The 23669-nt window shown below is 67.9% G+C and carries 20 protein-coding genes; 9 read left to right on the top strand and 11 right to left on the bottom strand.

All coding sequences use genetic code 11. The annotated features are described in order from the left end of the window. Positions 1-2 precede the first annotated feature (2 nt). The 5 genes from ACIQLD_RS01140 to ACIQLD_RS01120 all read left to right on the top strand — a co-directional run bounded on the left by ACIQLD_RS01140 (position 3) and on the right by ACIQLD_RS01120 (position 6513). A complete protein-coding gene (locus ACIQLD_RS01140; RefSeq protein ID WP_021198561.1) occupies positions 3-986 on the top strand; it encodes an ABC transporter permease in 984 nt (327 codons plus the stop codon). A 2-nt stretch (positions 987-988) separates the two neighbouring features. Next, positions 989-1918, top strand: coding sequence for an ABC transporter permease (locus ACIQLD_RS01135; RefSeq protein ID WP_402604072.1), 930 nt, complete (start codon positions 989-991; stop codon positions 1916-1918). Continuing rightward, a complete protein-coding gene (locus ACIQLD_RS01130; RefSeq protein WP_402604070.1) occupies positions 1915-3843 on the top strand; it encodes an ABC transporter ATP-binding protein in 1929 nt (642 codons plus the stop codon). Before ACIQLD_RS01135 ends, ACIQLD_RS01130 begins: the two co-directional genes overlap by 4 nt. 117 nt (positions 3844-3960) lie before the next feature. Further along, positions 3961-5670: an ABC transporter family substrate-binding protein gene (locus tag ACIQLD_RS01125; RefSeq protein WP_402604068.1), complete on the top strand. Its 1710-nt coding sequence runs from the start codon at positions 3961-3963 to the stop codon at positions 5668-5670. A 75-nt stretch (positions 5671-5745) separates the two neighbouring features. After that, complete coding sequence (locus ACIQLD_RS01120; protein WP_402604065.1) at positions 5746-6513, top strand: alpha/beta fold hydrolase; 768 nt, start codon at positions 5746-5748, stop codon at positions 6511-6513. Here the strand turns inward: ACIQLD_RS01120 and ACIQLD_RS01115 are convergent. Both ACIQLD_RS01115 and ACIQLD_RS01110 read right to left on the bottom strand, forming a co-directional pair. Beyond that, complete coding sequence (locus ACIQLD_RS01115; protein ID WP_402604062.1) at positions 6508-7746, bottom strand: MFS transporter; 1239 nt, start codon at positions 7744-7746, stop codon at positions 6508-6510. The two genes, ACIQLD_RS01120 and ACIQLD_RS01115, sit on opposite strands and share 6 nt — an antisense overlap. Further along, on the bottom strand, positions 7743-9122 hold the full coding sequence (locus tag ACIQLD_RS01110) for a glycoside hydrolase family 1 protein (RefSeq protein WP_402604060.1): 1380 nt from the start codon (positions 9120-9122) through the stop codon (positions 7743-7745). Before ACIQLD_RS01110 ends, ACIQLD_RS01115 begins: the two co-directional genes overlap by 4 nt. A 222-nt stretch (positions 9123-9344) precedes the next feature. Between ACIQLD_RS01110 and rpsT the strand changes: the two genes are divergently transcribed. Then, positions 9345-9605 carry a 30S ribosomal protein S20 gene (gene rpsT / locus ACIQLD_RS01105; protein ID WP_017830351.1) on the top strand — a complete coding sequence of 87 codons (261 nt, stop codon included), beginning with the start codon at positions 9345-9347 and terminating at the stop codon, positions 9603-9605. Between the two features lie 101 nt (positions 9606-9706). Here rpsT and holA read toward each other — a convergent pair whose 3' ends face one another. From holA to ACIQLD_RS01080, 5 genes are all read right to left on the bottom strand, one after another. After that, complete coding sequence (gene holA, locus ACIQLD_RS01100; protein WP_402604057.1) at positions 9707-10744, bottom strand: DNA polymerase III subunit delta; 1038 nt, start codon at positions 10742-10744, stop codon at positions 9707-9709. Between the two features lie 61 nt (positions 10745-10805). After that, a complete protein-coding gene (locus ACIQLD_RS01095; RefSeq protein ID WP_402604054.1) occupies positions 10806-13136 on the bottom strand; it encodes a ComEC/Rec2 family competence protein in 2331 nt (776 codons plus the stop codon). Beyond that, positions 13133-13759: a ComEA family DNA-binding protein gene (locus tag ACIQLD_RS01090; protein WP_402604051.1), complete on the bottom strand. Its 627-nt coding sequence runs from the start codon at positions 13757-13759 to the stop codon at positions 13133-13135. Before ACIQLD_RS01090 ends, ACIQLD_RS01095 begins: the two co-directional genes overlap by 4 nt. Before the next feature lie 95 nt (positions 13760-13854). Next, positions 13855-16431, bottom strand: coding sequence for a leucine--tRNA ligase (gene leuS, locus ACIQLD_RS01085; RefSeq protein WP_402604048.1), 2577 nt, complete (start codon positions 16429-16431; stop codon positions 13855-13857). 34 nt (positions 16432-16465) lie between these two features. Next, on the bottom strand, positions 16466-17791 hold the full coding sequence (locus ACIQLD_RS01080) for an anthranilate synthase component I family protein (protein ID WP_402604047.1): 1326 nt from the start codon (positions 17789-17791) through the stop codon (positions 16466-16468). Positions 17792-17832: 41 nt separating this feature from the next. Here ACIQLD_RS01080 and ACIQLD_RS01075 point away from each other — a divergent pair, with 41 nt between their 5' ends. Genes ACIQLD_RS01075 through ACIQLD_RS01065 form a run of 3 tightly spaced genes read left to right on the top strand, consistent with a single transcriptional unit; the run spans position 17833 to position 20399 of the window. Beyond that, complete coding sequence (locus ACIQLD_RS01075) at positions 17833-18504, top strand: DedA family protein (RefSeq protein WP_402604044.1); 672 nt, start codon at positions 17833-17835, stop codon at positions 18502-18504. A 4-nt stretch (positions 18505-18508) separates the two neighbouring features. Beyond that, positions 18509-19534 carry an App1 family protein gene (locus ACIQLD_RS01070; protein WP_402604042.1) on the top strand — a complete coding sequence of 342 codons (1026 nt, stop codon included), beginning with the start codon at positions 18509-18511 and terminating at the stop codon, positions 19532-19534. A 1-nt stretch (position 19535) separates the two neighbouring features. After that, positions 19536-20399, top strand: a complete 864-nt coding sequence (locus ACIQLD_RS01065) for a 3-methyladenine DNA glycosylase (protein WP_402604039.1) — start codon at positions 19536-19538, stop codon at positions 20397-20399. A gap of 3 nt (positions 20400-20402) precedes the next feature. Here the strand turns inward: ACIQLD_RS01065 and ACIQLD_RS01060 are convergent, their stop codons facing one another. From ACIQLD_RS01060 to ACIQLD_RS01045, 4 genes are read right to left on the bottom strand one after another with little or no spacing between them, the layout of a single operon-like run. Next, on the bottom strand, positions 20403-21617 hold the full coding sequence (locus tag ACIQLD_RS01060) for a glycoside hydrolase family 3 N-terminal domain-containing protein (RefSeq protein ID WP_402604037.1): 1215 nt from the start codon (positions 21615-21617) through the stop codon (positions 20403-20405). A gap of 25 nt (positions 21618-21642) precedes the next feature. Continuing rightward, complete coding sequence (locus ACIQLD_RS01055) at positions 21643-22299, bottom strand: SDR family oxidoreductase (protein WP_402604034.1); 657 nt, start codon at positions 22297-22299, stop codon at positions 21643-21645. Between the two features lie 28 nt (positions 22300-22327). Next, the gene (locus tag ACIQLD_RS01050) at positions 22328-22855 is read right to left on the bottom strand and encodes a hypothetical protein (RefSeq protein ID WP_402604032.1); all 528 of its coding nucleotides are present in this window, start codon (positions 22853-22855) and stop codon (positions 22328-22330) included. Beyond that, positions 22852-23643: a hypothetical protein gene (locus tag ACIQLD_RS01045; protein WP_402604029.1), complete on the bottom strand. Its 792-nt coding sequence runs from the start codon at positions 23641-23643 to the stop codon at positions 22852-22854. The genes ACIQLD_RS01050 and ACIQLD_RS01045 overlap by 4 nt, the downstream gene beginning before the upstream one ends. Between the last annotated feature and the right edge of the window lie 26 nt (positions 23644-23669).

Raw genomic sequence — 23669 nt, 5'->3', positions numbered from 1 at the left:
TTTTGATCAAGTACCTCCTGCGCCGAGCACTCGGCTGGCTGCTGATGATCGTGGTCGCCACGAATCTCACGTTCTTCCTGGCGTGGGGCTTCCTCGATCCGCGCAGCAACTACGTGGGACGGCGTCCCCCGCTCTCCCCCGAGCAGATCGACAACGTCCTCACCCCGCGCAACCTCAGCGACACCGTTCCCCTGATAGAGCGGTGGTGGAACTGGTTCAGCAGCATCCTGTTCCGCTGGGACTGGGGTGTGAGCCCGACCGGTCAGTCCGTCAACGAGCAGGTCTCCTACCGCATGTGGATCAGCGCGGAGCTCGTCCTCGGCGCGACGATCATCGCCGCAGTGCTCGGCATCTGGCTGGGCGTCTACACCGCTTCTCGTCAGTACAAGCTCGCCGACCGCATCGGTCAGGCGACCTCGATCATCACGATGAACGTGAACATCATCGTCGCGGGCCTCGCCGTCGTCCTCCTCGCGATCTCGCTCAACGAGTGGACCGGCGTCCGCATCTTCTACGTGACAGGCTCCTCGAGTCCCGGTGTCACCGGCTTCTTCCCCGTCCTGGTCGACACGCTGCAGCACCTGACGCTGCCCACGATCGCGCTCGTGATCGTCGGCTACGCCCAGTACCACTTCCTGCAGCGTTCGCTCCTGCTCGACAACATCAACGCCGACTACGTGCGCACGGCGCGCGCGAAGGGCTTGACCAAGTCTCAGGCGATCCGCAAGCACGCCCTGCGGACGTCGCTCATCCCTGTCGCGACGCAGGTCGCCTTCACGATCCCGACGATCTTCACCGGCGCGATCCTGACCGAGCGCATCTTCGCCTGGCAGGGCATGGGGCGGTACTTCCTCGACACCATCAACAACAACGACATCAACGGCGTCGTCGCCGTCGCCGCGTTCGGCGCCGTGCTGACGGCGATCGGCGCGGTGCTCGCCGACATCGTCGTCGTCGTTCTCGACCCGCGAGTGAGGGTGAGCTGAAAATGACCACCGATATGATCGATCCCCTGGTCGAGCCGCCGGCCGCGCCGCCGACCGCCGACCGCGCCTCGGGAAAGTCGCTGTCCAAGTGGACGCTCTACACCCGCCGGTTCATGCGCAACAAGCCGGCCGTGGGCGGCGTCGTCGTCCTCTTCGTGCTGATCCTCTTCTCGACGCTCGGACCGCTCCTGTCGCCGTACGCCGTCGACAGCATGGACTTCCTCGCGCTGAGCCAGGGGCCGTCCGCTGCGCACTGGTTCGGCACCAACGGGGCTGGCAATGACACCTACACGCAGACCGCCATCGGCCTGCAACGCTCCCTCATGATCGCGATCACCGTCTCGGTGGGCACGACGATCCTCTCGGCGCTCGTCGGGACCGCGGCCGCGTACTTCGGCGGCTGGTTCGAGCGCATCGCTCTCCTGGTGATCCACTTCATGATGGTGGTGCCGACCTTCCTCCTGCTGTCGATCATCTCGAACGACTCCGGCGGCGTGTGGTGGGTCATCGCGTTCGTGATGATCTTCGTCAGCTGGTTCTTCCCCGCGAGGATCATCTGGACCATGACCCTGTCGCTGCGTGAGCGCGAGTACGTCCAGGCCGCTCGGTACATGGGTGTCCGGGGACTGCGCATCGTGACGCGTCACCTCATTCCGAACATCGGCTCGCTGCTGGTGATCAACTTCACCCTCGGCATCGTCGCGGCGGTCACGACCGAGACCGGGTTGTCGTTCATCGGCTTCGGCGTGAAGATCCCCGATGTGTCGCTCGGCTCGTTGATCGGCGAGGGCAGCTCGTCCATCGTCAGCTCGCCGTGGCTGTTCTATTTCCCCGCACTGATCCTCACACTGCTGACCGTATCGATGGCGCTCATCGCCGATGGACTGCGCGATGCCCTCGATCCCACTTCGGCTGCAGGAGGCCGCGCATGAGCCCCGTACTCTCCGTCCGCGACCTCCGGGTCAGCTTCGCGTCTGAGGCCGGCCGCGTCGACGCCGTCCGCGGCGTCTCCTTCGACCTCGAGGCGGGAAAGACCCTCGGCATCGTCGGCGAGTCCGGGTCGGGCAAGTCCGTCACCTCGCTCGCCGTCATGGGCCTGCTCGACGAGAACGCCAAGGTCTCCGGCTCGATCGTGTTCGACGGCCAGGAACTTCTCGGCAAGACCGACACGCAGCTCTCTGCCATCCGCGGCAACGGGATCTCGATGGTCTTCCAGGACCCGCTCACGTCTCTGACGCCGGTGTACACGATCGGCGCTCAGCTGATCGAGGCATTGACCGTGCACCGCAACCTCAGCATCAAGGAGGCGACCGCACGCTCGATCGACCTTCTCAAGCTGGTGGGCATCACCGAGCCCGAGAAGCGGATGAAGTCGTTCCCGCACGAGTTCTCGGGCGGCATGCGCCAGCGCGTCGTGATCGCGATCGCGATGGCGAACGATCCGAAGCTGATCATCGCGGACGAGCCCACCACGGCTCTCGACGTCACGATCCAGGCGCAGATCCTCGACCTCATCGAGAAGGCGCAGGCCGAGACGGGTGCCGCCGTCATGATGATCACCCACGACATGGGTGTCGTCGCCCGAACGGCCGACGACGTGATGGTCATGTACGCCGGCAAGCCCGTCGAGCAGGCGCCCGTGCGCGAGCTGTTCCACCAGACCCGGATGCCGTACTCGATCGGTCTCCTCGGCGCGATTCCCCGCGTGGACAAGGCCGAGAAGGAACCGCTCACCCCGATCAAGGGCAACCCGCCGCTGCTGATCAATCTTCCGGACGCGTGCCCGTTCGCGGACCGCTGCCCCATCGTCATGGACGCGTGCCGCACCCGCGAGCCGGAGCTTCGTCCCGTGCTGACCGGTGGCGGCGAAGAGCACCGTGCGGCCTGCATCCGTGCGAACGAGATCACCGACGGCGGCCTGCTCGGCGGGCTTCCCGTGTATCCGGTGCGCGAGGCACCGGAGAGCGCCCTGACGCGACTCCCCCGTGAAGAACGCCCCATCACCCTCGAGGTGAAGAACCTCACCAAGACCTTCCCTCTGCTCAAGGGCGCGTTCCTGAAGCGGAAGGTCGGCGAGGTGCACGCGATCAAGGGCATCAGCTTCGACGTGCGCGAGGGTGAGACCTTGGCCATCGTCGGTGAATCCGGCTCCGGCAAGACGACGACGCTGCTGCAGATCATGGACATGGTGAAGCAGACCGACGGCGACATCGTCATCGCGGGAACGAGCGTCAACGACATCCACAGCCACAAGGTGGAGCGGGCGCTGCGCCGCGACATCCAGATCGTGTTCCAGGACCCGATGGGAGCGCTCGATCCGCGTATGACGGTCGCGGACATCATCTCGGAGCCGCTCTCGGCGATCGGCACCCCGAAGGCCGAGGCGCACCGCCGTGTGAAGGAGCTGATGGACCTCGTCGGACTCAACCCGGCGCACAGCGATCGCTTCCCGCAGGCTTTCTCCGGAGGCCAGCGTCAGCGCATCGGCATCGCCAGGGCGCTGTCGACGAATCCCAAGATCCTGGTGCTCGACGAGCCGGTCTCCGCGCTCGACGTGTCGATCCAGGCCGGTGTGATCAACCTGCTCGACGATCTCAAGGTCAAGCTCGGGCTGTCGTACCTCTTCGTGGCGCACGACCTCTCGGTCGTCCGGCACATCGCCGACCGGGTCGCGGTGATGTACCTCGGCGACTTCGTCGAGCACGGCGATGTCGACGATGTCTTCGACAACCCACAGCACCCCTACACGAAGGCGCTGCTGTCCGCGATCCCGGTCCCGGACCCCGACATCGAGCGCACGCGTGAGCGGATCGTGTTCGATCCCGCCACGGTGACAGCGCGGCCTGCGGCCTCATGAACAGATCAGGGATCACCGTCCGATAACGGTTAGCCGATATTCACTCGCCGCCCGGACATTCGCGGATCCGGCGAACTATTCTCCCCTTATGACACGCCGCAAGGCGAAAGGAGCACCATGAAGCAGTACAAGCTGATGGGAGCGCTGGCACTCACCGGCGCTTTCGCACTCGCGCTCAGCGGGTGCGCTGCCGGTAACACCGGCAGTGGCGACAAGGGCGACGCCGGCGAGACGACCGACGTCGAGATGGCGAACTACAACCCGCAGCCTCGTGAGAACCTCAAGGAGGGCGGCACGGTCAACTTCGCGATCCGCGAGGTTCCGACGCAGCTGAACTCGTTCAACAGTGACGGCAGCGCCGACACCGCACGCATCGCCGCGTGGTACATGCCGCAGATCATCCTCATGAAGCCGGATGGCACGCAGTACAAGAACGACAACTACCTCTCCGAGTGGAAGAACGAGGTGAAGGACGGCAAGACGGTCCTGACCTTCACGTTCACCGACGAGGCGCACTGGAACGATGGCACCGACATGGACTGGACTGCCATCGACGCCACCTGGAAGGCCAACCGCTCGTACGACGAGGGCTTCAACCCGAACGCGACCGACGGCTACAAGGAGATCGAATCCGTCGAACAGGGCGACACCGCGAAGACCGCGATCGTGACGTTCAAGGGCGAGTTCGCCTGGCCGCAGATGCCGTTCAACGGCGGCGTCATCCACCCGGCTCTCGCTGACCCGACGACCTTCAACGAGGCCATGATCAGCAACCCGCACCCCGAGTGGGGCGCTGGCCCGTACACGGTCAACGAGTTCGACGCCAACAAGGGCTACATCTCGTTCAAGCCGAACCCCGAGTGGTGGGGCGACGCGCCGCTCCTCGACGAGGTCACCATGACCGGCATGGACGCCCAGGCCGGCGTCAACGCCTTCAAGAACGGCGAGGTCGACATGGTCGAGACGGGTTCCCAGGAGCTCATCGACCAGGTCAAGGACGTCGACGGCGCGAAGGTCTACCGCGCACAGCAGACCGCCAACACCATCCTGCAGGTCGACTCGACCAAGCCGCAGTTCGAGGACGTCAAGGTCCGTGAGGCGTTCTTCAAGGCCATCAACATCGACCAGCAGAAGCAGATTGCCTGGAACGGCCTCGGCTACAAGGAAGACCCGGCGGGCTCGCTGACGCTCTTCTCGTTCCAGCCCGGCTACGAGGACTCGATGAAGGCCGCAGGCTGGAAGTTCGATGTCGAGGGTGCCAAGAAGCTCCTCGACGAGGCCGGCTGGAAGGAAGGCTCCGACGGTATCCGCGAGAAGGACGGCGTCAAGCTCTCCGTCGTGTACCCGATCTGGAGCGACTCCGCCACGCAGAAGGCTCTCGCGCAGTCGCTGCAGGCCCAGGAGAAGGAGGTCGGCATCGACGTCAAGGTCGAGGTCCGCCCCGCCAGCCAGTTCTCCGACGACTACACGTCGAAGAACTGGGATGTCTCCGGACTCCGCTTCACCTCCTCCGACCCGTTCGGTGCCGCCTGGTTCTGCCAGCTGTACTGCTCGGACTCGGGTCTCAACCTGTCGGGTGTCGGTGACGCCGAACTCGACGCCGAGATCAAGGACAAGGTCGAGTCGCAGTCGGACCCCGAGGCGCAGACCGCTGCCGCGATGAAGCTCGAGCCGGAGATCTACAAGCGCTGGGGCCTCATCCCGCTGTACAACGGCCCGCAGATCTACACCGTCAAGGAAGGCCTGGCGAACCTCACGCCCGAGCCCTACGTCGGTCTGGACCTGTTCGGCATCCAGCCGGTCGAGAACGTCGGCTGGGAGAAGTAACACTCTCTGACACACATGGTGTCGAAGCGGGGTCGGTGGTTCATCCACCGGCCCCGCTTTCCTTATGCTGAACCCGTGAGCGTCCAGATCGTCTTCGTGCACGGTATCCGCACGTCCGCCACCATGTGGCGGTCCCAGGCGGCCTACCTCGAGGAGCGCGGCTACGCCTTCACCGCCGTCGACCTCCCGGGGCACGGTACGCGGATGCAGGAGGACTTCACCCTCCACGAGGCGCTGCACACCATAGATGAGGCGGTGCGCGCCGCGGCCGAGAAGGGCCCCGTCCTGCTGGTGGGGCATTCGATGGGCGGATTGCTCTGCCTCGCGTATGTCGGGGGCGCGGAGCAACCTCCCGTCGCGGGGCTGATCGCGGCGTCCTGCACCTCGATCCCCCACGGTGCCGGGCTCGCGGCCTACCGTCTCTTCACTCGAGCCGTCGATGCCCTTCCCGACCGCGGGATGTGGCTGACCGGCCGGATCCTCGAAGCCACCGTGCCTGTGGAGACCCGGTCCGACTTCGCCGCCGGCGGCTACGCGCTCGACACCCAGGACGCCGCGCTGCGCAGTCTGGCCGCGCTCGACATCGCCGCGGCGATCCCTCGCATCACGATCCCGCTCTGGTTCGTGAACGGGCAGTACGACCAGCTGCGGCTCAACGAGTCACTGTTCCGACGGCTCGCACCACACGCCGAGCTCATCATCGTGCCGCGCACGACGCACCTGGTCACCGCCATGCGGCCCCAGATTTTCAACGCCGTGCTGAACCTCGCCATCGCGACCGTGGAGACGGCGGCGGACCAGACTATGCAGCAGGACGCGGGACAGCACTCCTCGACGTCATGATGCTCTGGTGGGCTGCCGCGCGAAGGCGGTGAGCAGCCCTCCCGCGAGGGAGAGCACCGCGGCGGCGACGAACACGAGCCAGAAGCCGCCGACCAGCGCGACCAGTCCCGCCCCCAGAACCGGCCCGATGAGCTGCCCGAGGGCTGCCGTGACGTTCACGATGCCCAGGTCCCTGGCGTGATCCTGCTCGTCGGGCAGCAGATCGGCGGCGAATGCGAGTCCCACCGTCGAGAACGCGCCATAGCCGAGGCCCATCAGGGCGGCGGCGACCATCGTCATCTCGAACGTCGGCAGGACAGCGATCGCGACGCCTGATGCCGCCTGCACGATGGTCGCGGCGACCGTGAGCGTCCGGCGATTCCCCGTGCGGTCGGAGACGATGCCGGTGACCACTGAAGCGATCACGACGAACACCGTGTAGACGACGATGAGCAGCAGCAGATTGTCCTGGGCGATAGCGCTGGGCTGACCGAGGCCGTGCAGCAGGAAGAACAGGAACAGCGCGGTCCCGAGCGCATTTCCGACATTCGTCACCAGGCGTCCGGAGAGCATCCAGGCGAAGTCGCGATCCCGTAGCGAGGCCAGACGCCGTCGTCCGCTCTGCTTCGGCCTCATCGCCTCCGTGGTCGGCGGATCGGGCAGCAGCAGTGCCGTCGTCGTACCGACCACCGCGATGATCCCGGCGAGCAGGAGATAGCCCTGCCGGAGGTCGAGGCCGAGCAGGACGACGACCCCGACCCCGACCACGATGCCGACGGCCTGGCTCGACCCGACGGCCGCTGAGGCGGCGCCGCGCTGTGTGGTCGGCAGCTGGTCGGCGATGAGCGCGGTGAAGGCCGCCGACGATACGGCGACGCCGATCGACACCCCCACCCAGCCGGCCCCTACGGCCCACGGGCCCTGGGCGTAGCCCGTGAGGACGAGACAGACCGCCGTGAACAGCACACCGCCCAGCGCCCAGGGACGCCGACGGTGGCGTCCCGCAGCAGTACGGTCCGAGAGCGCACCGGCAGCCGGCCCGGCGATGATGCCCGCGAGCCCGCCGATTCCCAGAACCAGCCCGGAGGAGACGACACCGCGGATCCAGTCGTCCTCCGGGGTGTCGAGCTGCAGCGGCAGGAGCAGCTGCACCGGCGTGAGCTGCACGGTCCAGATCGCGAGCCACGCCAGCGTGAACAACGACATCCAGCGCGCGCCCGCTCGTACGGTGGGGGTTCCGGTCGCTTCGGTCATCTCGCCGCCTCCGTCGATGCAGCGGTCGCATCCGAGCGCGAGGTCTCGATGAGACCCCGGTACCAGTCGTAAGACGCCTTGGGTGTCCGCTCGCCCGTATCGAAGTCGACGTGGACGAGCCCGAACCGCTGGGTGTAGCCGTCGGCCCACTCCCAGTTGTCCAGCAGCGACCACACCGTGTATTCCTCCACGGGTACCCCGGCATCGATCGCTTCGCCGACAGCCGCGATGTGACCGGCGAGGTACGAGATCCGATCGGTGTCCTCGACGCGCGCGGCTCGGTCGGGCTCGGGGAACGAGGCACCGTTCTCGCCGATGATCACGGGCGGCATCTGCGGATGCCGGGTGTGCAGGTCGATCAGGAGATCGCGCAGCGCGCTCGGCATGATCGGCCATTCCGGACCGAACCCGGTGACCGGGACTCCCGGAGTGGGCACGATGTCGAACGGGATCGGGCTCCCCTGCTCGGCGGCGGTCACCGTGGTCGGGTTGTAGAAGTTGATTCCGTAGAAGTCGATCGAGCGGCCGATGGCCTCGAGGTCGCCGTCCTGCACGGGCATCGGGGGCAGGCCGAGTGATTCCAGGTCGGGGTATGTACCGGCGAGGAGGGGTTCGCTGAAGATCCGGTTGTGGATCAGATCGTAGACCGCTGCGGCCTGGTGGTCTTCGGCGGTGTCGCCCAGCGGCAGGACCCGAGTGTGGTTGTTGACCAGTCCGACCGATGCGGCACCACGCTCCCGCAGAGCGGCTGCCGCCCGAGCATGGGCGAGCAGTTGATGGTGAGCGGTCGGCAGCGCGCCGAAGAGGAGCTGCTTGCCGGGCGCCAGCGCGCCGACCGCATACCCCTGGAGCGTGGTCATCGCGGGTTCGTTCAGGGTGTACCAGTGTTGCACCCGGTCGCCGAGACGATCGGCCACGATGGCCGCGTAGTCGGCGAAGCGCTCCGCGGTATCGCGCTCGAGCCAGCCGCCGCCTGCTTCGACGAGACTCGGCATCTCCCAGTGGAACAGGGTGGGGAACGGGACGACCCCGGCATCGAGGAGGAGATCGACCAGGCGCGAGTAGTGATCGAGGGCCGACGTGTCACCGCGGCCGAGGCCGTCCGGCTGCACGCGAGCCCACGGAATCGAGAACCTGTAGCGGTCGAGCCCCAAGCCGGCGGCGAGGGCGACATCGTCCTCGGCGTGCCGGTAGCTGTCGCACGCGGGATCCGCCGTCGATCCGTCGACGATCGCTCCGGGCTTCTCGAGGAAGTCGTCCCAGATGGAACGGCCGGATATCCCGGTCGGGCGCGAGCCCTCGATCTGGAATGCGGAGGTCGCCGCAGACCAACGGAGCCCGGAGGGCGCGAACGGATGAGGGGAATCGAGGCTCATGAGGCTCCTTGACATCAGTGTCGGGATAGTGATGATTCTGCACCCGGTACCATCGAATGCGCGACTGGGTCTCGCATTCTCCTCGTCGTTTCGCGTCAACAGCCCGTCTGCTGGTAGACTCGACTCTTGGCTTGCGTGTGGGTTCTTCCCTCACGACCGCTGTGCAGCAGCCCTCTTCTGCTGCCGGCATTCCGAACACTCCTGTACAGAAAGCGTCCACACGTGGCAAACATCAAGTCGCAGATCAAGCGCAACAAGACCAACGAGAAGGCGCGCGAGCGCAACAAGGCCGTGAAGAGCGAGCTCAAGACGGTCATCCGCACCACTCGCACGGCCGTCTCCGCCGGCGACAAGGCCGCCGCAGAGGCCGCCCTCAAGAAGGCTGCCGTCAAGCTCGACAAGGCCGTCAGCAAGGGTGTCCTGCACAAGAACCAGGCGTCGAACCGCAAGTCGGCTCTCGCCAAGCAGGTCGCTTCCCTCTGAGCTGAGGCTTCTGAGAAAGGCCCGTCCCGTTCATCGGGGCGGGCCTTCTTGTTGCCTCGGAGCGTCTCCGCAGTCGAAGCCGACTGACCGCTCTCGTTCGATTACTCGCCGAAAGGCTGACGCGTGGCGATGACGGTGACCATGCGCTCCAACGCGAAGATCGGGTCGCGAGCCGCACCCTTGACCTCACCATCGGCCCTGGCGGTGGCCTGGATCGCCATTCCGAGCGATCGCTCGTTCCAACCGGCGAGGTCGCGGCGGGCGCGGTCGACCTGCCAGTCCTTCATACCCAGGCGCTGGGCGAGCTGGCGGCTCGGCTCGCGGTTGCCGGCGACGCGCGCCATGGTGCGGAGCTTCATGGCGAAGGCCGCGACCATCGGGACCGGATCGGCGCCCGACGAAAGTGCATGGCGGAGAGCGACGAGGGCCTCGCCGTAGCGGCCGGCGATGGCCGTGTCGGCGACGACGAACGCCGACACCTCGACCCGGCCTCCGTAGTACTTGGTGACGATGTCTTCGGAGATGTCGCCCTCGACGTCTCCGATGAGCTGCTGACAGGCCGCTGCGAGCTCGGTGAGGTCGTCGGCGAAGGCCGAGACCAGCGCACGCAGAGCGGGAGGCGCGATGCGCTTCTTCGCCGCGCGGAACTCACCGGCAGCGAAGTCGACCCGGTCGCTGTCGCGCTTGATGGCAGGGCACGCGATCTCGATGCCGCCGCCGCTCCCGGCTCGAAGCGCGTCGAGGAGCTTCTTGCCTCGCACGCTGGCGCCCGTGTGGCGAAGGATGACGGTCGCGCCCTCCTGCGGGTTGTCGAGGTAGGACACCGCCTCCTGGATGAACGCATCGGAACACTTCTCCACGCCGGAGACGCGTACGAGACGCGGTTCCCCGAACAAGGACGGCGACGTGAGGGAGAGCAGCGTTCCTGGCGCGTAGTCATCGGCCCGGACGTCGCTGACTTCGAGCGCGGGGTCTTCGGCGCGGAGGTAGTCGCGAACGCCGGCGATCGCGCGCTCAGCACAGACCTCTTCCGGCCCGGACACGAGCACGACCGGGGCGGGGTGCGGCTCACGCCAGGAGACCTGCGGGATCTTGGTGGGCTTCGCGCCGCCGCGGGAAGGGGTTCGCGAAGCTGCCATGGATCCAGCCTACCGGCGGTCGCCGACACGACCCCTCTCGGTCGAGGCCGGTCCCAGCGGCTCACCCCGCAGACTTCTCGGTCCAGACCTGCAGCTCGCCGGCGCGGAGGCCGAGCAGGATGCGCCCCCGTTCATCGGTGCGCAGCACGTGAGCACCGGTCGCCGCCAGGAGGTCGAGGGTCTCTGATCGAGGATGTCCGTAGTCGTTGTCCGCTCCGACGCTGAACAGCGCCACCCGGGGCCGCATCGCCTCGTACAGACCGGGATCCTGGTCGGCACTGCCGTGGTGCGCCACCTTGACCACGGCGTACGGTGTCAACCTCGCCGTGCGCTGCAGCATGCGCTGCGGTGCGGCCGAGAGGTCGCCGAGGTAGATCGATCGGGGGACCTCTCCCCCGTCGAACTGCATCACCACGCTCGCGTCGTTGCCCTCTGGAAAAGCCGCGGAGTTGGGCAGCGGCCAGAGCACGCGCCACGCGGCGTCGCCCAGCATGCCGTGCTGGCCCGCCGACGCCTCGTCGACGCGTGCGCCTGCGTCGACGAGGCCATCGAGGAGACGTCGATCCGATTCCTCGGCGATCGGGCCGTGCAGAACCGTCGCAACCCGTCCGGAGAGGGCGGAGACCCCGCCGACGTGATCGAGGTCGAAGTGCGTGAGCACGAGAAGGTCGATGCGTTCGATGCCGAGCGACCGCAGGCACGCGGACAGAGGCTCCGGATCGGGCCCCGCGTCGATCAGTGCGACCTTGGCCCCCGAGCGCACGAGCACCGCATCTCCCTGCCCGACATCGCACACCGCGATCGCCCAGGCGTCAGGTGCCGTCGCCGTCGCCAGGGGGCCGTCGAGGAGCGCACGAGAACCGGCGAGCGACAGAACCACCACCACGATCACCGCCGCAGCCCGACGCACCCAGACAGCCCCTCGCGCAACGCGTGACCGCGGCGGATGGATGGGGGTGCGCACGAGCAGCATGACGATCGCCGCGCTCACCACAGCTACGAGCAGGGCGCTGCCGAGACCTGCGGGCATCAGGACCTGCGCGCCCGGCAACTGTGCTGTGGTGGTCGCGGTCGTCGCGATCCAGGCTGCGGGGAGCCACGCAGAAGCCGCGAGCAGGTCGGCGAGCACCGGCAGCGCACCGGCGAGGCATGCGAGGAGTCCGACCACTGTCGCAACCGGGGCCGCGGGCGCCGCGATCAGGTTCGCTGCGACACCGATCAACGACTGCTGTTCAGCGAAGAGGGCGATGATCGGGCCGCATGCGAGCTGGGCGGAGAGCGGGACCGCGACTGCGACCGAGACAGGGCGCGGCATGCCCCGAGCCAGACCGCGCGCGAGCGGTGGGGCGAGCAGGATCAGAGCACCCGAGGCGACGGCCGACAGGGCGAACCCGGGCGTCGCCGCCAGCCACGGGTCGGCAAGGAGAATCGTGGTGGCGCACAGCGACAGCATCCCGGCCCCGGCGCTCGGCCTCCCCCACAGCACGGAGAGCATGCCCACGGCCGCCATCACCCCTGCGCGGATCACGCTCGGCTCGGGGGTGACCAGTACGACGAACCCGGCCAAACCCACGAGCGAGAGCACGACCCGCAACCGGCGACCGCCCCCGCACAGTGCCGTGAGCCCGAAGATCGCACCGACGACGATCGCGCAGTTCGCTCCAGAGACCGCGGTCAAGTGGCTGAGACCGCTCGTGCGCATATCGTCGTTCAGCTCGGGTGTCACGGCGCGCGTGTCGCCGACCGCGAGGCCGGGAAGAAGACCGGCTCCCGGTTCGGGCAGACGCGACGAGCGCTCGACGAACACGCCCTTGATCGTCGCCGCCGCACCGAAGACACCGGGCGCGGGCGAGATGACCTCGGCGTCGCTCGCGAAGACGACCAACGCCGAACGCTCCCCCGCATCCGTCGCCGATGACTCGCCCACGACCCGAACCGTCGCCCCGAGGTCGAAGCCCTCGGCCGGCACGACCCCCAGGCGCACCGGTGCTGCGGAGGGCGCCGCTCGTCCTGGTGCCCCGAGCATCGACGCGACCGCCTCGAACCACAGCCGCCCATCGCGTCCGACCGATGCAGAGGATGTCACCTGGGCCGTGATCTCGACCACGCGAGCGTCCCACCCCATCGCCGCCTCCCGAGCAGGCAGCGCGAACCCGACCGATGCTGCGGCAGCCGCCATCACGGCCAGCACCACGACGGTAAGGCTCCCGCGAGCCCGGGAGTCCCCGTGAAGATGGATTCGACGGCGCAACACGGATGCCAGCGCGCCTGCGGCCACGAGCAAGCACGCGCCGACACACCCCCACGCGACCGCAGGGAACAGCACACACAGCAGCGCGACGATCCACACCGCCACCGCGAGCGGCAGCAGCCGGAGATCCCGCCGCGTCACACCCTGACCTCGTCGCGCAGACCGGCGAGCAGCTTCTCCCCGATGCCGGGCACGGCGAGAAGGTCGTCGACCGACGTGAACCGACCGTTCTCCTCCCGCCAGGCGATGATCCGCTCCGCGAGCGCCGGCCCGATGCGCGGCAGCGTTTCGAGTGCGGCCTGATCAGCCGTGTTGAGGTCGATCCGGTCGTCGCTCGGTGGTGGCACTGCTCCGCCGGGACCGCCGACGATGGCCCCGGCTACCGGCACCACCACCTGTTCCCCGTCTTCGAGCGTCCGGGCGAGGTTGACCGCGGTCAGATCGGCGTCGGCGGTCGTCCCACCCGCGGCCGCCAGCGCATCGACGAGGCGTGCGTCCAGATCGAGCATGTAGAGCCCAGGTCTCTCGACGGCTCCGAGAATGTGCACGTAGAGCTCGCCGGCCGGATCGCCTTCCGATCCGGTGTCCGTCCCCGTGCCCGTTCCCGCGTCCGTCAGCGACACGGCTTCGACGGGCGCGACCTGTCCCCTCATGATGCCGAGCCCCACGGCAGCCGACAGGACGACGAGAGCCAGCACCACCGCCGCTCCGACGCTCAGGCGCAGTCGACGCCGGGGCGGAAGGGGCGGCTGGGGAGATTCCATGCGGCCACGCTAGGCCCGGTCGGTCCTCCGACCGGGCGGCGTTCGCCCGGTCGGAGACAAACCCGTACGAGGAGTCTTCCGTGGAGGAAAGGAGGTCAGCCCTTGACGACGAAACTCACGATCTTCGGAGCACGCACGACGACCTTCACGATCTCACGGTCGCCGATCGACCGGATCACGCGTTCGTCGGCACGCGCCAGAGCCTCGAGCTCCGACTCGCCGATACGTGCGGAGACCTCGAGCTGAGCGCGCATCTTGCCGCCCACCTGCACGACGGCGGTGATCGTGTCTTCGATCAACAGTGCCGGGTCGGCGGAGCGCCACGTCACCAGGCCGACGGAAGGCTCGTGTCCGAGGATCTCCCACATCTCCTCCGCCGTGTGCGGAGCGATGAGGTCGAGCATCACGGCGATCGTCTCCGCCGCCTCGCGGACGGCGGGGTCAGCCGCACCGGCAGCACCGTCGATCGTCTTGCGGGTGATGTTCACGAGCTCCATCAGGCGCGCGACCAGAACGTTGAACTTCGTCTGCTCGACCAGCGCAGGCGCTTCGGCGAGCAGCTTGTGCGTCGCACGACGCAGAGCCGAGTCGCCGCCGTCGAAGACCACGTCGACCGGGCTCGACACCTCGCCGGCGATACGCATCGCGCGCGCCAGGAACTTCTGGGCACCGGTCGTCGAGACGTCGGCCCAGTCCTTGTCATCCTCCACCGGACCGGCGAATGCCAGCCCCACACGCAGGGCGTCGGCGCCATGAGCGTCCAGCTCCTCCTGGAAGAGCACCAGGTTGCCCTTGCTCTTGGACATCTTCTGTCCGTCCAACAGAACCATGCCCTGGTTGATGAGGTTCGAGAACGGCTCGGTGAAGTCGATCAGCCCCATGTCGAACAGGACCTTCGTGATGAAGCGCGCGTACAGCAGGTGCAGGATCGCGTGCTCGACACCGCCGATGTAGGAATCCACCGGTGCCCAGCGGGCTGCCTGCGCCGGATCGAAGGCCACGGTGTCACTGTTCGGCGAGAGGAAGCGCAGGAAGTACCACGAGCTGTCGACGAACGTGTCCATCGTGTCGGGGTCGCGCAGCACGGGGTCGCCGGTCTGCGGATCGGTCGTGCGCACCCAGCTCTCGGCACCGCCCAGGGGCGACGTGCCCTTGGGCTTGAGGTCGAGTCCTTCGACGCTCGGCAGCTTCACGGGGAGCTTGTCCTCGGGAACCGGGATGATGCTGCCGTCCTCAGCGTGCAGCATCGGGATCGGCGTGCCCCAGAAGCGCTGGCGCGAGATCAGCCAGTCACGCAGACGATAGTTCTTGGCGGCACGGCCGGTGCCCGTGGCCTCCAGCTGCTCGATCGCTCGCGCGATGGCATTGCGCTTGGAGAGTCCGTTCAGCGCACCGGAGTTGATCATGCGCCCCTCGCCCGTGAGGGCGACGCCGGTAGCCGCGGGGCTCTGCTCCTCGAGCGCGGCCCCGGTGTCGATCGGCACGCCGTCTTCGTCGACCTCGATCACGGGCATCGCACCGGTGACGGGAGCCGTCGTGTCGACCACGACCTTGACGGGCAGGTCGAATGCGCGGGCGAAGTCCAGGTCACGCTGGTCGTGCGCCGGGACGGCCATGACCGCACCGTGACCGTAGTCGGCCAGCACGTAGTCCGCCGCCCACACCGGCAGCTTCTCGCCGTTGACGGGGTTGATCGCGTAGCGCTCGAGGAACACACCGGTCTTCGGGCGGTCCGTGGACTGCCGATCGATGTCGGTCTCCTTCTGCACCTGCTCCAGGTACGTCTGGAAGCGCTGACGCACGTCGTCGGAGGCACCGGCCGCGAGCTCGGACGCCAGGTCGGAGTCGGGTGCGACCACGAAGAACGTCGCGCCGTGCAGCGTGTCAGGGCGCGTCGAGAACACCGTCACCGGCTCCTCACGTCCCTCGATCAGGAAGTCCACGTCCGCACCAACGGAACGGCCGATCCAGTTGCGCTGCATCTGCAGCACCTTGTGCGGCCAGAATCCCTCGAGCTGGTTCAGATCGTCGAGCAGACGGTCGGCGTAGTCGGTGATCCGGAAATACCACTGCGTGAGCTTCTTCTTGACGACCTCGTAACCGCAGCGCTCGCAACGTCCGTCGACGACCTGCTCGTTCGCCAGCACCGTCTGGTCGTTGGGGCACCAGTTGACCGGGCTCTTCTTGCGATACGCCAGGCCCCGCTCGTACAGCTTCAGGAAAAGCCACTGGTTCCAGTGGTAGTACTCGGGGTCGGACGTGTGCAGCACCCGGCTCCAGTCGAACGAGACACCGTACTGTTCGAAGCCGACCTTCTGCTGCGCGATGTTCTGATAGGTCCAGTCACGAGGATCGGCACCCTGACGGATCGCCGCGTTCTCGGCGGGCAGGCCGAAGGAATCCCAACCGATCGGGTTCAGGACGTTGTGCCCGCGGTGACGCCAGAAACGGGCCACGATGTCGGAGTAGAGGTAGTTCTCGGCGTGCCCCATGTGCAGGTCGCCGGACGGGTACGGGAACATCGCGAGCACATATCGACGCGGGCGGGTGTCATCGTCGCCGCCCGTGAGGAACGTGCCATTGTCCGCCCAGTACTTCTGCCACTTGTTCTGGATGGCGTGCGCCGACGGGGTCTCGTCGTCGACAGGAGCGGTGGACAGGTTCTCAGACAACGAACGCACGACCAATCTGGTGGAAAAAGCGGGATCAGTTCAGGATATCGGAACGCCAGGGCACGGGCATTCCGGCACCGAGGGCAGCGAGCGGTGCCCGCGCTTTCGTGGCGACCTCCGCCACCTCGGACGCAGCGACCGACCCCCAGGTGATCCCTCCGCCGGCACCGACGAATGCCTGCTCCCCCTCGATCAGGATGCTGCGGATCACCATCGCCAGATCCAGAGTCCCGTCCGAGCCGATGTAGCCGAAGCAGCCGGCGTACACACCGCGGGGCCCACCCTCCAACTCGTGCAGCCTGGTCATCGCCGACAGCTTCGGAGCGCCGGTCATGCTGCCGGCGGGAAAGGCAGCGCAGAGGAGGGCCTCGACCGTCGTCCCCTCGGCCGCCAGCCCGCTCACGGTACTCACGAGCTGGTGCACGGCAGGGTAGCTCTCGACCACCCAGAGCCCCTCGACACGGATGCTTCCGGGCACGCACACTCGCGAGAGGTCGTTGCGCATCAGGTCGACGATCATGACGTTCTCGGCGCGCTCCTTGCGGTCCGTCGCGAGTTCTGCGGCGAGCGCGGCGTCTTCGACGGGATCGGCGCTTCGGGGCCTGGTTCCTTTGATCGGGCGGGTGCGGATGACTCCACCGGCGGCATGGAGAAACTGCTCGGGGCTGGCGCTCAACAGGGTGCGATCACCGATCCGCACGAATCCGCCGTGGTGGGCCGGCGTCGCGGTGCGCAACCGGCGGTAGACGTCGACGGTGTCATGGCTCCCCGTGACGGTGAAGCGGGTCGTCAGGCACAGCTGATAGGCGATGCCCTCACGAATGAGGTCGCGGCATCGTTCGATGAGTGCGGCGTACTCGCCGGGGTCGTGTCGGGCGACGGCGACGCGCGGCGGGTGGGCGGGGGCGTTCATGGACGAGGGCACGACTTCCGGGACCCCCACCACGGCCCGGACCACTGCCGACCAGTCCTCGAGGTCGCCCGCCATCCCGAGCGCCCAGACGCGCTGCTTGTCGTGGTCGAAGGCGACGACGCGGGTGGCGCGCAGCCAGGAACCGCCTGGGTTTTCACGCGGGCCGGCGATCGGTGCACCGACGGCGGCGGCGCCGCTCTCGTAATCGAGCCACCCCACCCACCCCCCGGTGAACGGCGGCAGCTCCGGGTCGGCAGCGACGACGTCGAGACGCACCTCGCGCGGAAGCGTCGAGCGCACCCCCGTCCCGACGAAGCTCCATCCCGTCGTGGCGCCGGCGCCGGCGTCGAGCCAGAAAACATCCGGAGTTGTGACCTCGAGCATCCCGAACACCGACGACGGCTCCACCCAGGCGGGAAGCGGGCGAGCACTCAGCTGTTCGGGCACCTTTCCAGCCTAGGACCGGGTGGCTCCCGTATCCTCATGGGGTGGACGACCTCCTGATCTGGCTCCTCGACACCGTGCAGTCGATCGATCCGGTCGCCCGCACGCTCATCGCCGGGCTCGCCGTGATGCTGGAGACGAGCATCCTGATCGGTCTCATCGTTCCCGGTGACACGATCGTGATCATCGCCTCGATGGGTGTCGCCACTCCCCTCGAGGGCATCGCGATGGGCGTCGCGGTCGTGATCGGTGCGCTGATCGGCGAGAGCATCGGGTTCTGGCTGGGGCGCTGGCTGGGCCCCCACATCCGCGTCTCCTGGCTGGGACGGCGGATCGGTGAGCACAACTGGGTACGCGCGGAGAACTATCTCGAACGCCGTGGGGGGATCGCGATCTTCCTGTCCCGTTTCCTGCCCGTGCTGCACTCTCTCGTGCCTCTCACCGTGGGCATGAGCGAGTATCCATATCGCAAGTTCCTGGCGTGGACGGCTCCCGCCTGCATCCTCTGGGCCACCGCCTATGTGAGCGTCACATCGCTCGCCGCCGGCAGCTTCCGCGAACTGGTCGACCGTGTGCACTTCGCGGGGTACATCTTCGTCGGTGTGATCGCGCTGTTCCTGCTCCTGGCCTTCCTCGGCAAGAAGGTGCTGCAGCGTGTCGAAGCCCGTCATCTGGAGTCCCCGGAGGCAGAGGCAGACGCCGACATGAAAGACTGAGGCAATGGCATCGGCTCCCCCAGCCCCCCGGATCCACTGGTTCGCCCGACTCGAACATCGCCTCCATGTCTGGCGTGAAGGTCGTGCGCGCCGTCGTGGCCGTGTCGCGACGATCCTTCCCTTCCCCGGATACGGCGGTCCGGGCTGGGTCCGCGTCGTCGGCCGGGTGCTGATCGTGCCACCTCAGCGTCGCACGCGTGACGGTGAACCCGCCAGTGTGCGCGGATGGCGCAGCTTCGTCGGCATCCCGGTGGGGTTCGCCGCTGTGAGCGTGCATTTCGGTGAGACCACTCATCAGGTGGCGGCCGACCGCGGCGGCGTGGTCGATGCCATGATCCGCGTCGACCTGGAGCCCGGCTGGCAGACGTTCACGTTCTCCGTCGAGGGACAGGCGCCGGTGGAGGCGCGCGCGTTCATCGTGGCCGAGGGCACCTCGTTCGGCGTGGTGTCGGATGTCGACGACACCGTGATGGTGACGGCGCTGCCTCGTCCCTTCATCGCCTTCTGGAACTCCTTCGTGCTCGACGAGCATGCGCGCCTTCCGGTTCCGGGGATGGCCGTCCTCCTCGACCAGCTGCTGCGGCAGCATCCCGGCGCGCCGATGGTCTACCTCTCCACCGGCGCGTGGAATGTCGCCCCCACCCTGTGGCGGTTCCTCGGTCGTCATCTCTTCCCGGCCGGCTCCATGCTCCTGACCGACTGGGGTCCCACCCACGAGCGGTGGTTCCGCAGCGGGCGTGAGCACAAGCTCACGAACCTGCGTCGCCTCGCGACGGAGTTCCCCGACGTGAAGTGGCTGCTGATCGGAGACGACGGTCAGCACGACGAGTCGATCTACAGCCAGTTCATGGACGAGTACCCCGACTCCGTCGCCGGTGTCGCGATCCGTCGTCTCCTCCCTGCCGAGGCGGTGCTCGCCGGTGGACGCGCCGGTCACGAACCGCACTCCGAGGATGCCGCCCCGTGGGTGAGTGCCGAGGACGGCGCCGGCCTTCGCGACCTGCTCGGCGAAGCCGGCATCCTGCGCTGATATGAACATCGCCCGCTCGGACTGGACCCTCCGCGAGGAAGCGCATCGCGAACGCGCCGACGCCCTCACCGCGGCGCACCGCGAACGGGCGAGGCGCGCGGAGAAGCATCCGGTGTGGGACTTCCTCTTCACCTATTACTCCTACAAGCCGGCACAACTACGTCGGTGGCATCCGGGGGCCGGCGTCGAACTCGTCGACGCCGCAGAACGCCTCGACTGGCGCTGGTACTCTCCAGGACGGACTGCCGGGAGCGCTGTTCCCGATGCCGCAGCTTTCGGCAGGGAGAAGGCGGAGCTGGTGGGGCTCATCGAGAAGATGCTGCGCCGCACCGCGTCTCGCCCCGGACAGTTCGGCTGCTTCGGCCTGCACGAGTGGGCGATGGTGTATCGCGCAGACGAGCATCGCCACGCGGTGCCGTTGCGACTCGGGCAGGCCGGCACGGATGCCGTCGTCGAGGATCACGAGCTGCGCTGCACCCATTTCGACGCGTTCCGCTTCTTCACCCCCGAGGCGGTCCCCCGCAACCGCACGCCGTTGAGCCGCGACGACCAGCCGTCGTTCGAGCAGCCCGGTTGCCTGCACGCGGGGATGGACCTCTACAAGTGGGCGACGAAACTCGGGCCCCTCATCCCCGGCGAGCTCCTCCTGGATTCGTTCGAGCTCGCCCGCGACATCCGCCTCCTCGACATGCAGGCCGCACCCTACGACCTCTCGGCATGGGACGTGGCTCCCGTCCGCATCGAGACGACCGAGGGAAAAGCCGAGTACGTCCGCCGGCAGCGAGGGTTCGCGGACCGCGGTTCCTCGCTGCGCACCGCGCTGTTGAACGCCTGGCTCGGCGACGGGGCGCGCGAGGCCGCCTGAGCGTCAGCCCGCCGGCTCGCAGTCGTCGCAGACCACCCACCGGGCCGTCGCCGCGGCGATCTGCATACGCAACGCGACCACACGCGTCGCCGCTTCCTCGAGCCGCTCGGGCGGAAGGGTTCCTGCCTCGGCTGACGCCGCGATGCCCGCGACCATCGCTCCGGCCGTCTGCGCGTCGGATCCGGCGATCATCAGCACGAGGTCGTTCCCCGCAGCGATCGCCGCCACACCGTTCGCGACCGGATCCGCATAGGCCGGATCTCCCGATGAGAGCAACATGCCGAGATCGTCGGTCACCGCCACCCCGTCGAAGCCGAGTTCGTCTCGTGCGATCTCATGCCACCGCGGCGAGAGCGATGCCGGCAGCGGATCGATCGCCGTGTATGCCAGATGCCCGTACATCAGGAGCGAGGCCCCGGCGTCGATACCCGCGGCGAACGGAACGGCGACGGTGGCGCGCCATTCCTCTAGCCCCATCGCCGTGGTCGGGATCGCGTGATGCGAGTCGCCGGGAGCCGCGCCGTGGCCTGGGAAGTGCTTGAGGGTCGAGGCGACGAACTGCTCCTGCGCGATGGTTGCCGCCGCCACGCGCTCCGCCGCCCCCGCAGGATCGGTGCCGAGTGCGCGTCCGTGGATGAACGAGCCGGGGTCGGCCGTGTAGTCGGCGACCGTTCCGAAGTTCACGGTGATGCCTGCTCGCCCCACCAGAGAGCCCCGTGCGGTGAACGCCGCGGAAGTCTCGGCGACCGGGAGCCCCTTCAGAGAAGGCGAGGCAGGAAAGCCGTCACCGTTCAGGCGGGAGACCAGGCCGCCCTCTTGATCCACCGCGATGAGCGGTGGCAGGGCGGGGTCGACGGTCAGAGCTGTGGTGAGAGCCTGCAGCTCGGTTTCGGAGGCGGGAATGTTGGCACCCATGAGGATGAAACCACCCACCCCGGACGCCATGTACGCGCGAAGCGCTGCCGGGTCGGTTCCCGCCACGTGTCCCATGACCACCGTCGACGCTCGTTCCGCGACGGTCATCTCCCGTACTCGTGCCTCCGCCGATTCGACGAATCTCTCCGCCCCGATGCTCGGCGCGGCGGTCTCCGGGCCCCGGGAGGTCAGAGACGACATCGAGGGCGCGACCGATGCCGAGGCGGTCGAGGACGCGCAGAGCCCCACCGCCGCGGCGAGCGCGAAAGCGCCCGCCGCCCATCCCCGGTGTCGAGACTTCACGGTCGTCGATGCGGTGCGGCGGACGTCAGCAGGCCAGCGCCTCGGCGATCGGCGCCGCGGAATCGACGTCGCCGTTTCCGAAGCGGATCGTTCGCCCCACCGTGCACGGCTCGTGGAGGGAGGCCGCGATCACGGCGGCGACATCGGCGCGCGACACCGCGCCGCGCCCGTCCGGATCGATCTGGATCCGCCCGGTGGGATCGTCGAACGTGAGCGTGCCCGGCGCGAGGATCGTACCCTCGAGGCCGGTGCCGCGCAGATGCTCGTCGGCGGCCCACTTCGCGTCGGCGTAGGGGAAGAAGGAGTCGCCCTCCGGTACACCGTGATCGGCGGTGGAGCCGAGCCACGACACCATGACGTACCGGCGGACGCTCGCGCGTTCGGCTGCGTCCATGGAACGCTGCGCGGCGTCGCGGTCGACCGCGTAGGTGCGCTCCGCCGATCCGCCACCAGCGCCGGCCGACCAGACGACGGCGTCATGACCACGGATGATCTCGGCGAGCGCTTCGACATCCATGTTCTCGACGTCGGCTATCAGTGCTTTCGCTCCGCCGGCCTCGACATCGGAGGAGTGGTCCGGGTTGCGGATCACCCCCGTCACCTCGTCTCCCCGGGCGACGAGGAGCGGCGCAAGCAGGAGGGCGATGCGGCCGTGGCCGCCGAAGACGATGATTCGCGACATGCCTTCACCCTACGCGCCCCCTCCGCACTCAGCGCGGGGTCTGATCGCTGTCGACAACGAACGCCTGCGGATGGTCCGGAAGGTAGCGCACGACGATCAGTTGACCGCCGGGGATGTAGGCGTCACGGTCGGGATACACAGCGGGGGTGAAGAAGTTGCTCTCCAGCGTGTACTCGACCCCTTCGGCCGTGGTGAACGTCACCCAGTCGCCGTTCAGTGTCGCTGCCGTCGGCCGTCCGTTGTCGTAGATGTACGCACGGGTGACGGGCACGCCGGTGAGACTGAGGATACCGATCACCAGGCAGGCGAGCATGAGGAACGCGAGGATGCGCGCGCCGATGCGCGCGATCCCTCCCCCGACCCCGCCGCGCGGGCGCTGATCCGGCCGCAGCAGTCCCTCCCGCTCGCGTATGGCCCGCAGTTCCCCACCGGGCACGGCGCCGCGTGCCGAGAGCGCGAACAGTCCGAGGATCGAGAACCCGGCGATGAACACCATCGCGTATCCGTGCGACGCCGGGAAGTTCACGAGCCAGATGAGCGTGTCCATCGGGTTCATCGCCCCACCTCCTTCTCGATCGTCACGGCGACGGTCTGCGGATCCTCACGCCGATAGAACGCCCAGATCGGCGCTCCGACCTGCAGGTGCGCAATGGCCTGCGGGTAGACGAAGACGGTGGTGTCCGCTTCCCAGGTCGCCGCTCCCTCCGGTGCCATCAGCACGCGCAGGGCGAGTTCGCTCTGCCCCTCACGACGCCGCCCCGTGGGCCGCACCTCGAGCACGGATGCCGTCACCGCGATACCGCTCGTGCGCGCCCGCACCTGCCGGGGGTCGATCAGCCCCCGCTCGATCCGCCACTGCAGCATCGCATCCCGCACCGCGGGGTCGTTCAGGTCGGCGAGTTCCACCGTGTCCTGGTCTGTGAGGCTGTACCGCACAGGCACCGGGAGCCCGACTTGCAGGCCGGCGAGGTCGGAGGCGTCGACCAGCATCCGCAGCTGGGCGATGAACTCCTCTGCGGTGCTCGGAGTCACCCGGATGAACAGGTCGTATTGCGGCACGTCGTTGACGGTGAGACCGGTGCGTGCGACCTCGACGATCGTGCCTACTCCGATCTGCGTCTCTCCGTGCACTCTCGTGCGGCGCCCGAGACCGGAGAGCATCCCACCGAAGGTCAGCAGCAGCCCCCACGCGACCCCGATGATGATCGGAGCACCCAACGTGTCCTCTCCCGAGAACGGAAGGATCGACTGTCTCTGGTCGACGCCGAACAGACCCTCCCCGACCCAGACGATGAGCCAGGCCGACAACAGCAACCAGACGACGAAGAGCAGGATGCGGAGCATGCCCTCAGCGTAGCCAGGAGCCGATC

Source organism: Microbacterium sp. NPDC091662, assembly GCF_044756705.1.
Lineage (GTDB): Bacteria > Actinomycetota > Actinomycetes > Actinomycetales > Microbacteriaceae > Microbacterium.
Note: the sequence above shows the minus strand (reverse complement) of the source record. Positions and strands in the feature narration are given on the sequence as shown.

Coding starts and splice junctions, on each gene's coding strand:
- ACIQLD_RS01110 (WP_402604060.1), bottom strand. CDS start 9,122: ATGAGCCTCGATTCCCCTCATCCGTTCGCGCCCTCCGGGCTCCGTTGG.
- ACIQLD_RS01135 (WP_402604072.1), top strand. CDS start 989: ATGACCACCGATATGATCGATCCCCTGGTCGAGCCGCCGGCCGCGCCG.
- ACIQLD_RS01045 (WP_402604029.1), bottom strand. CDS start 23,643: ATGCTCCGCATCCTGCTCTTCGTCGTCTGGTTGCTGTTGTCGGCCTGG.
- ACIQLD_RS01130 (WP_402604070.1), top strand. CDS start 1,915: ATGAGCCCCGTACTCTCCGTCCGCGACCTCCGGGTCAGCTTCGCGTCT.
- ACIQLD_RS01115 (WP_402604062.1), bottom strand. CDS start 7,746: ATGACCGAAGCGACCGGAACCCCCACCGTACGAGCGGGCGCGCGCTGG.
- ACIQLD_RS01070 (WP_402604042.1), top strand. CDS start 18,509: ATGGCATCGGCTCCCCCAGCCCCCCGGATCCACTGGTTCGCCCGACTC.
- ACIQLD_RS01125 (WP_402604068.1), top strand. CDS start 3,961: ATGAAGCAGTACAAGCTGATGGGAGCGCTGGCACTCACCGGCGCTTTC.
- holA (WP_402604057.1), bottom strand. CDS start 10,744: ATGGCAGCTTCGCGAACCCCTTCCCGCGGCGGCGCGAAGCCCACCAAG.
- ACIQLD_RS01090 (WP_402604051.1), bottom strand. CDS start 13,759: ATGGAATCTCCCCAGCCGCCCCTTCCGCCCCGGCGTCGACTGCGCCTG.
- ACIQLD_RS01055 (WP_402604034.1), bottom strand. CDS start 22,299: ATGTCGCGAATCATCGTCTTCGGCGGCCACGGCCGCATCGCCCTCCTG.
- ACIQLD_RS01065 (WP_402604039.1), top strand. CDS start 19,536: ATGAACATCGCCCGCTCGGACTGGACCCTCCGCGAGGAAGCGCATCGC.
- ACIQLD_RS01050 (WP_402604032.1), bottom strand. CDS start 22,855: ATGAACCCGATGGACACGCTCATCTGGCTCGTGAACTTCCCGGCGTCG.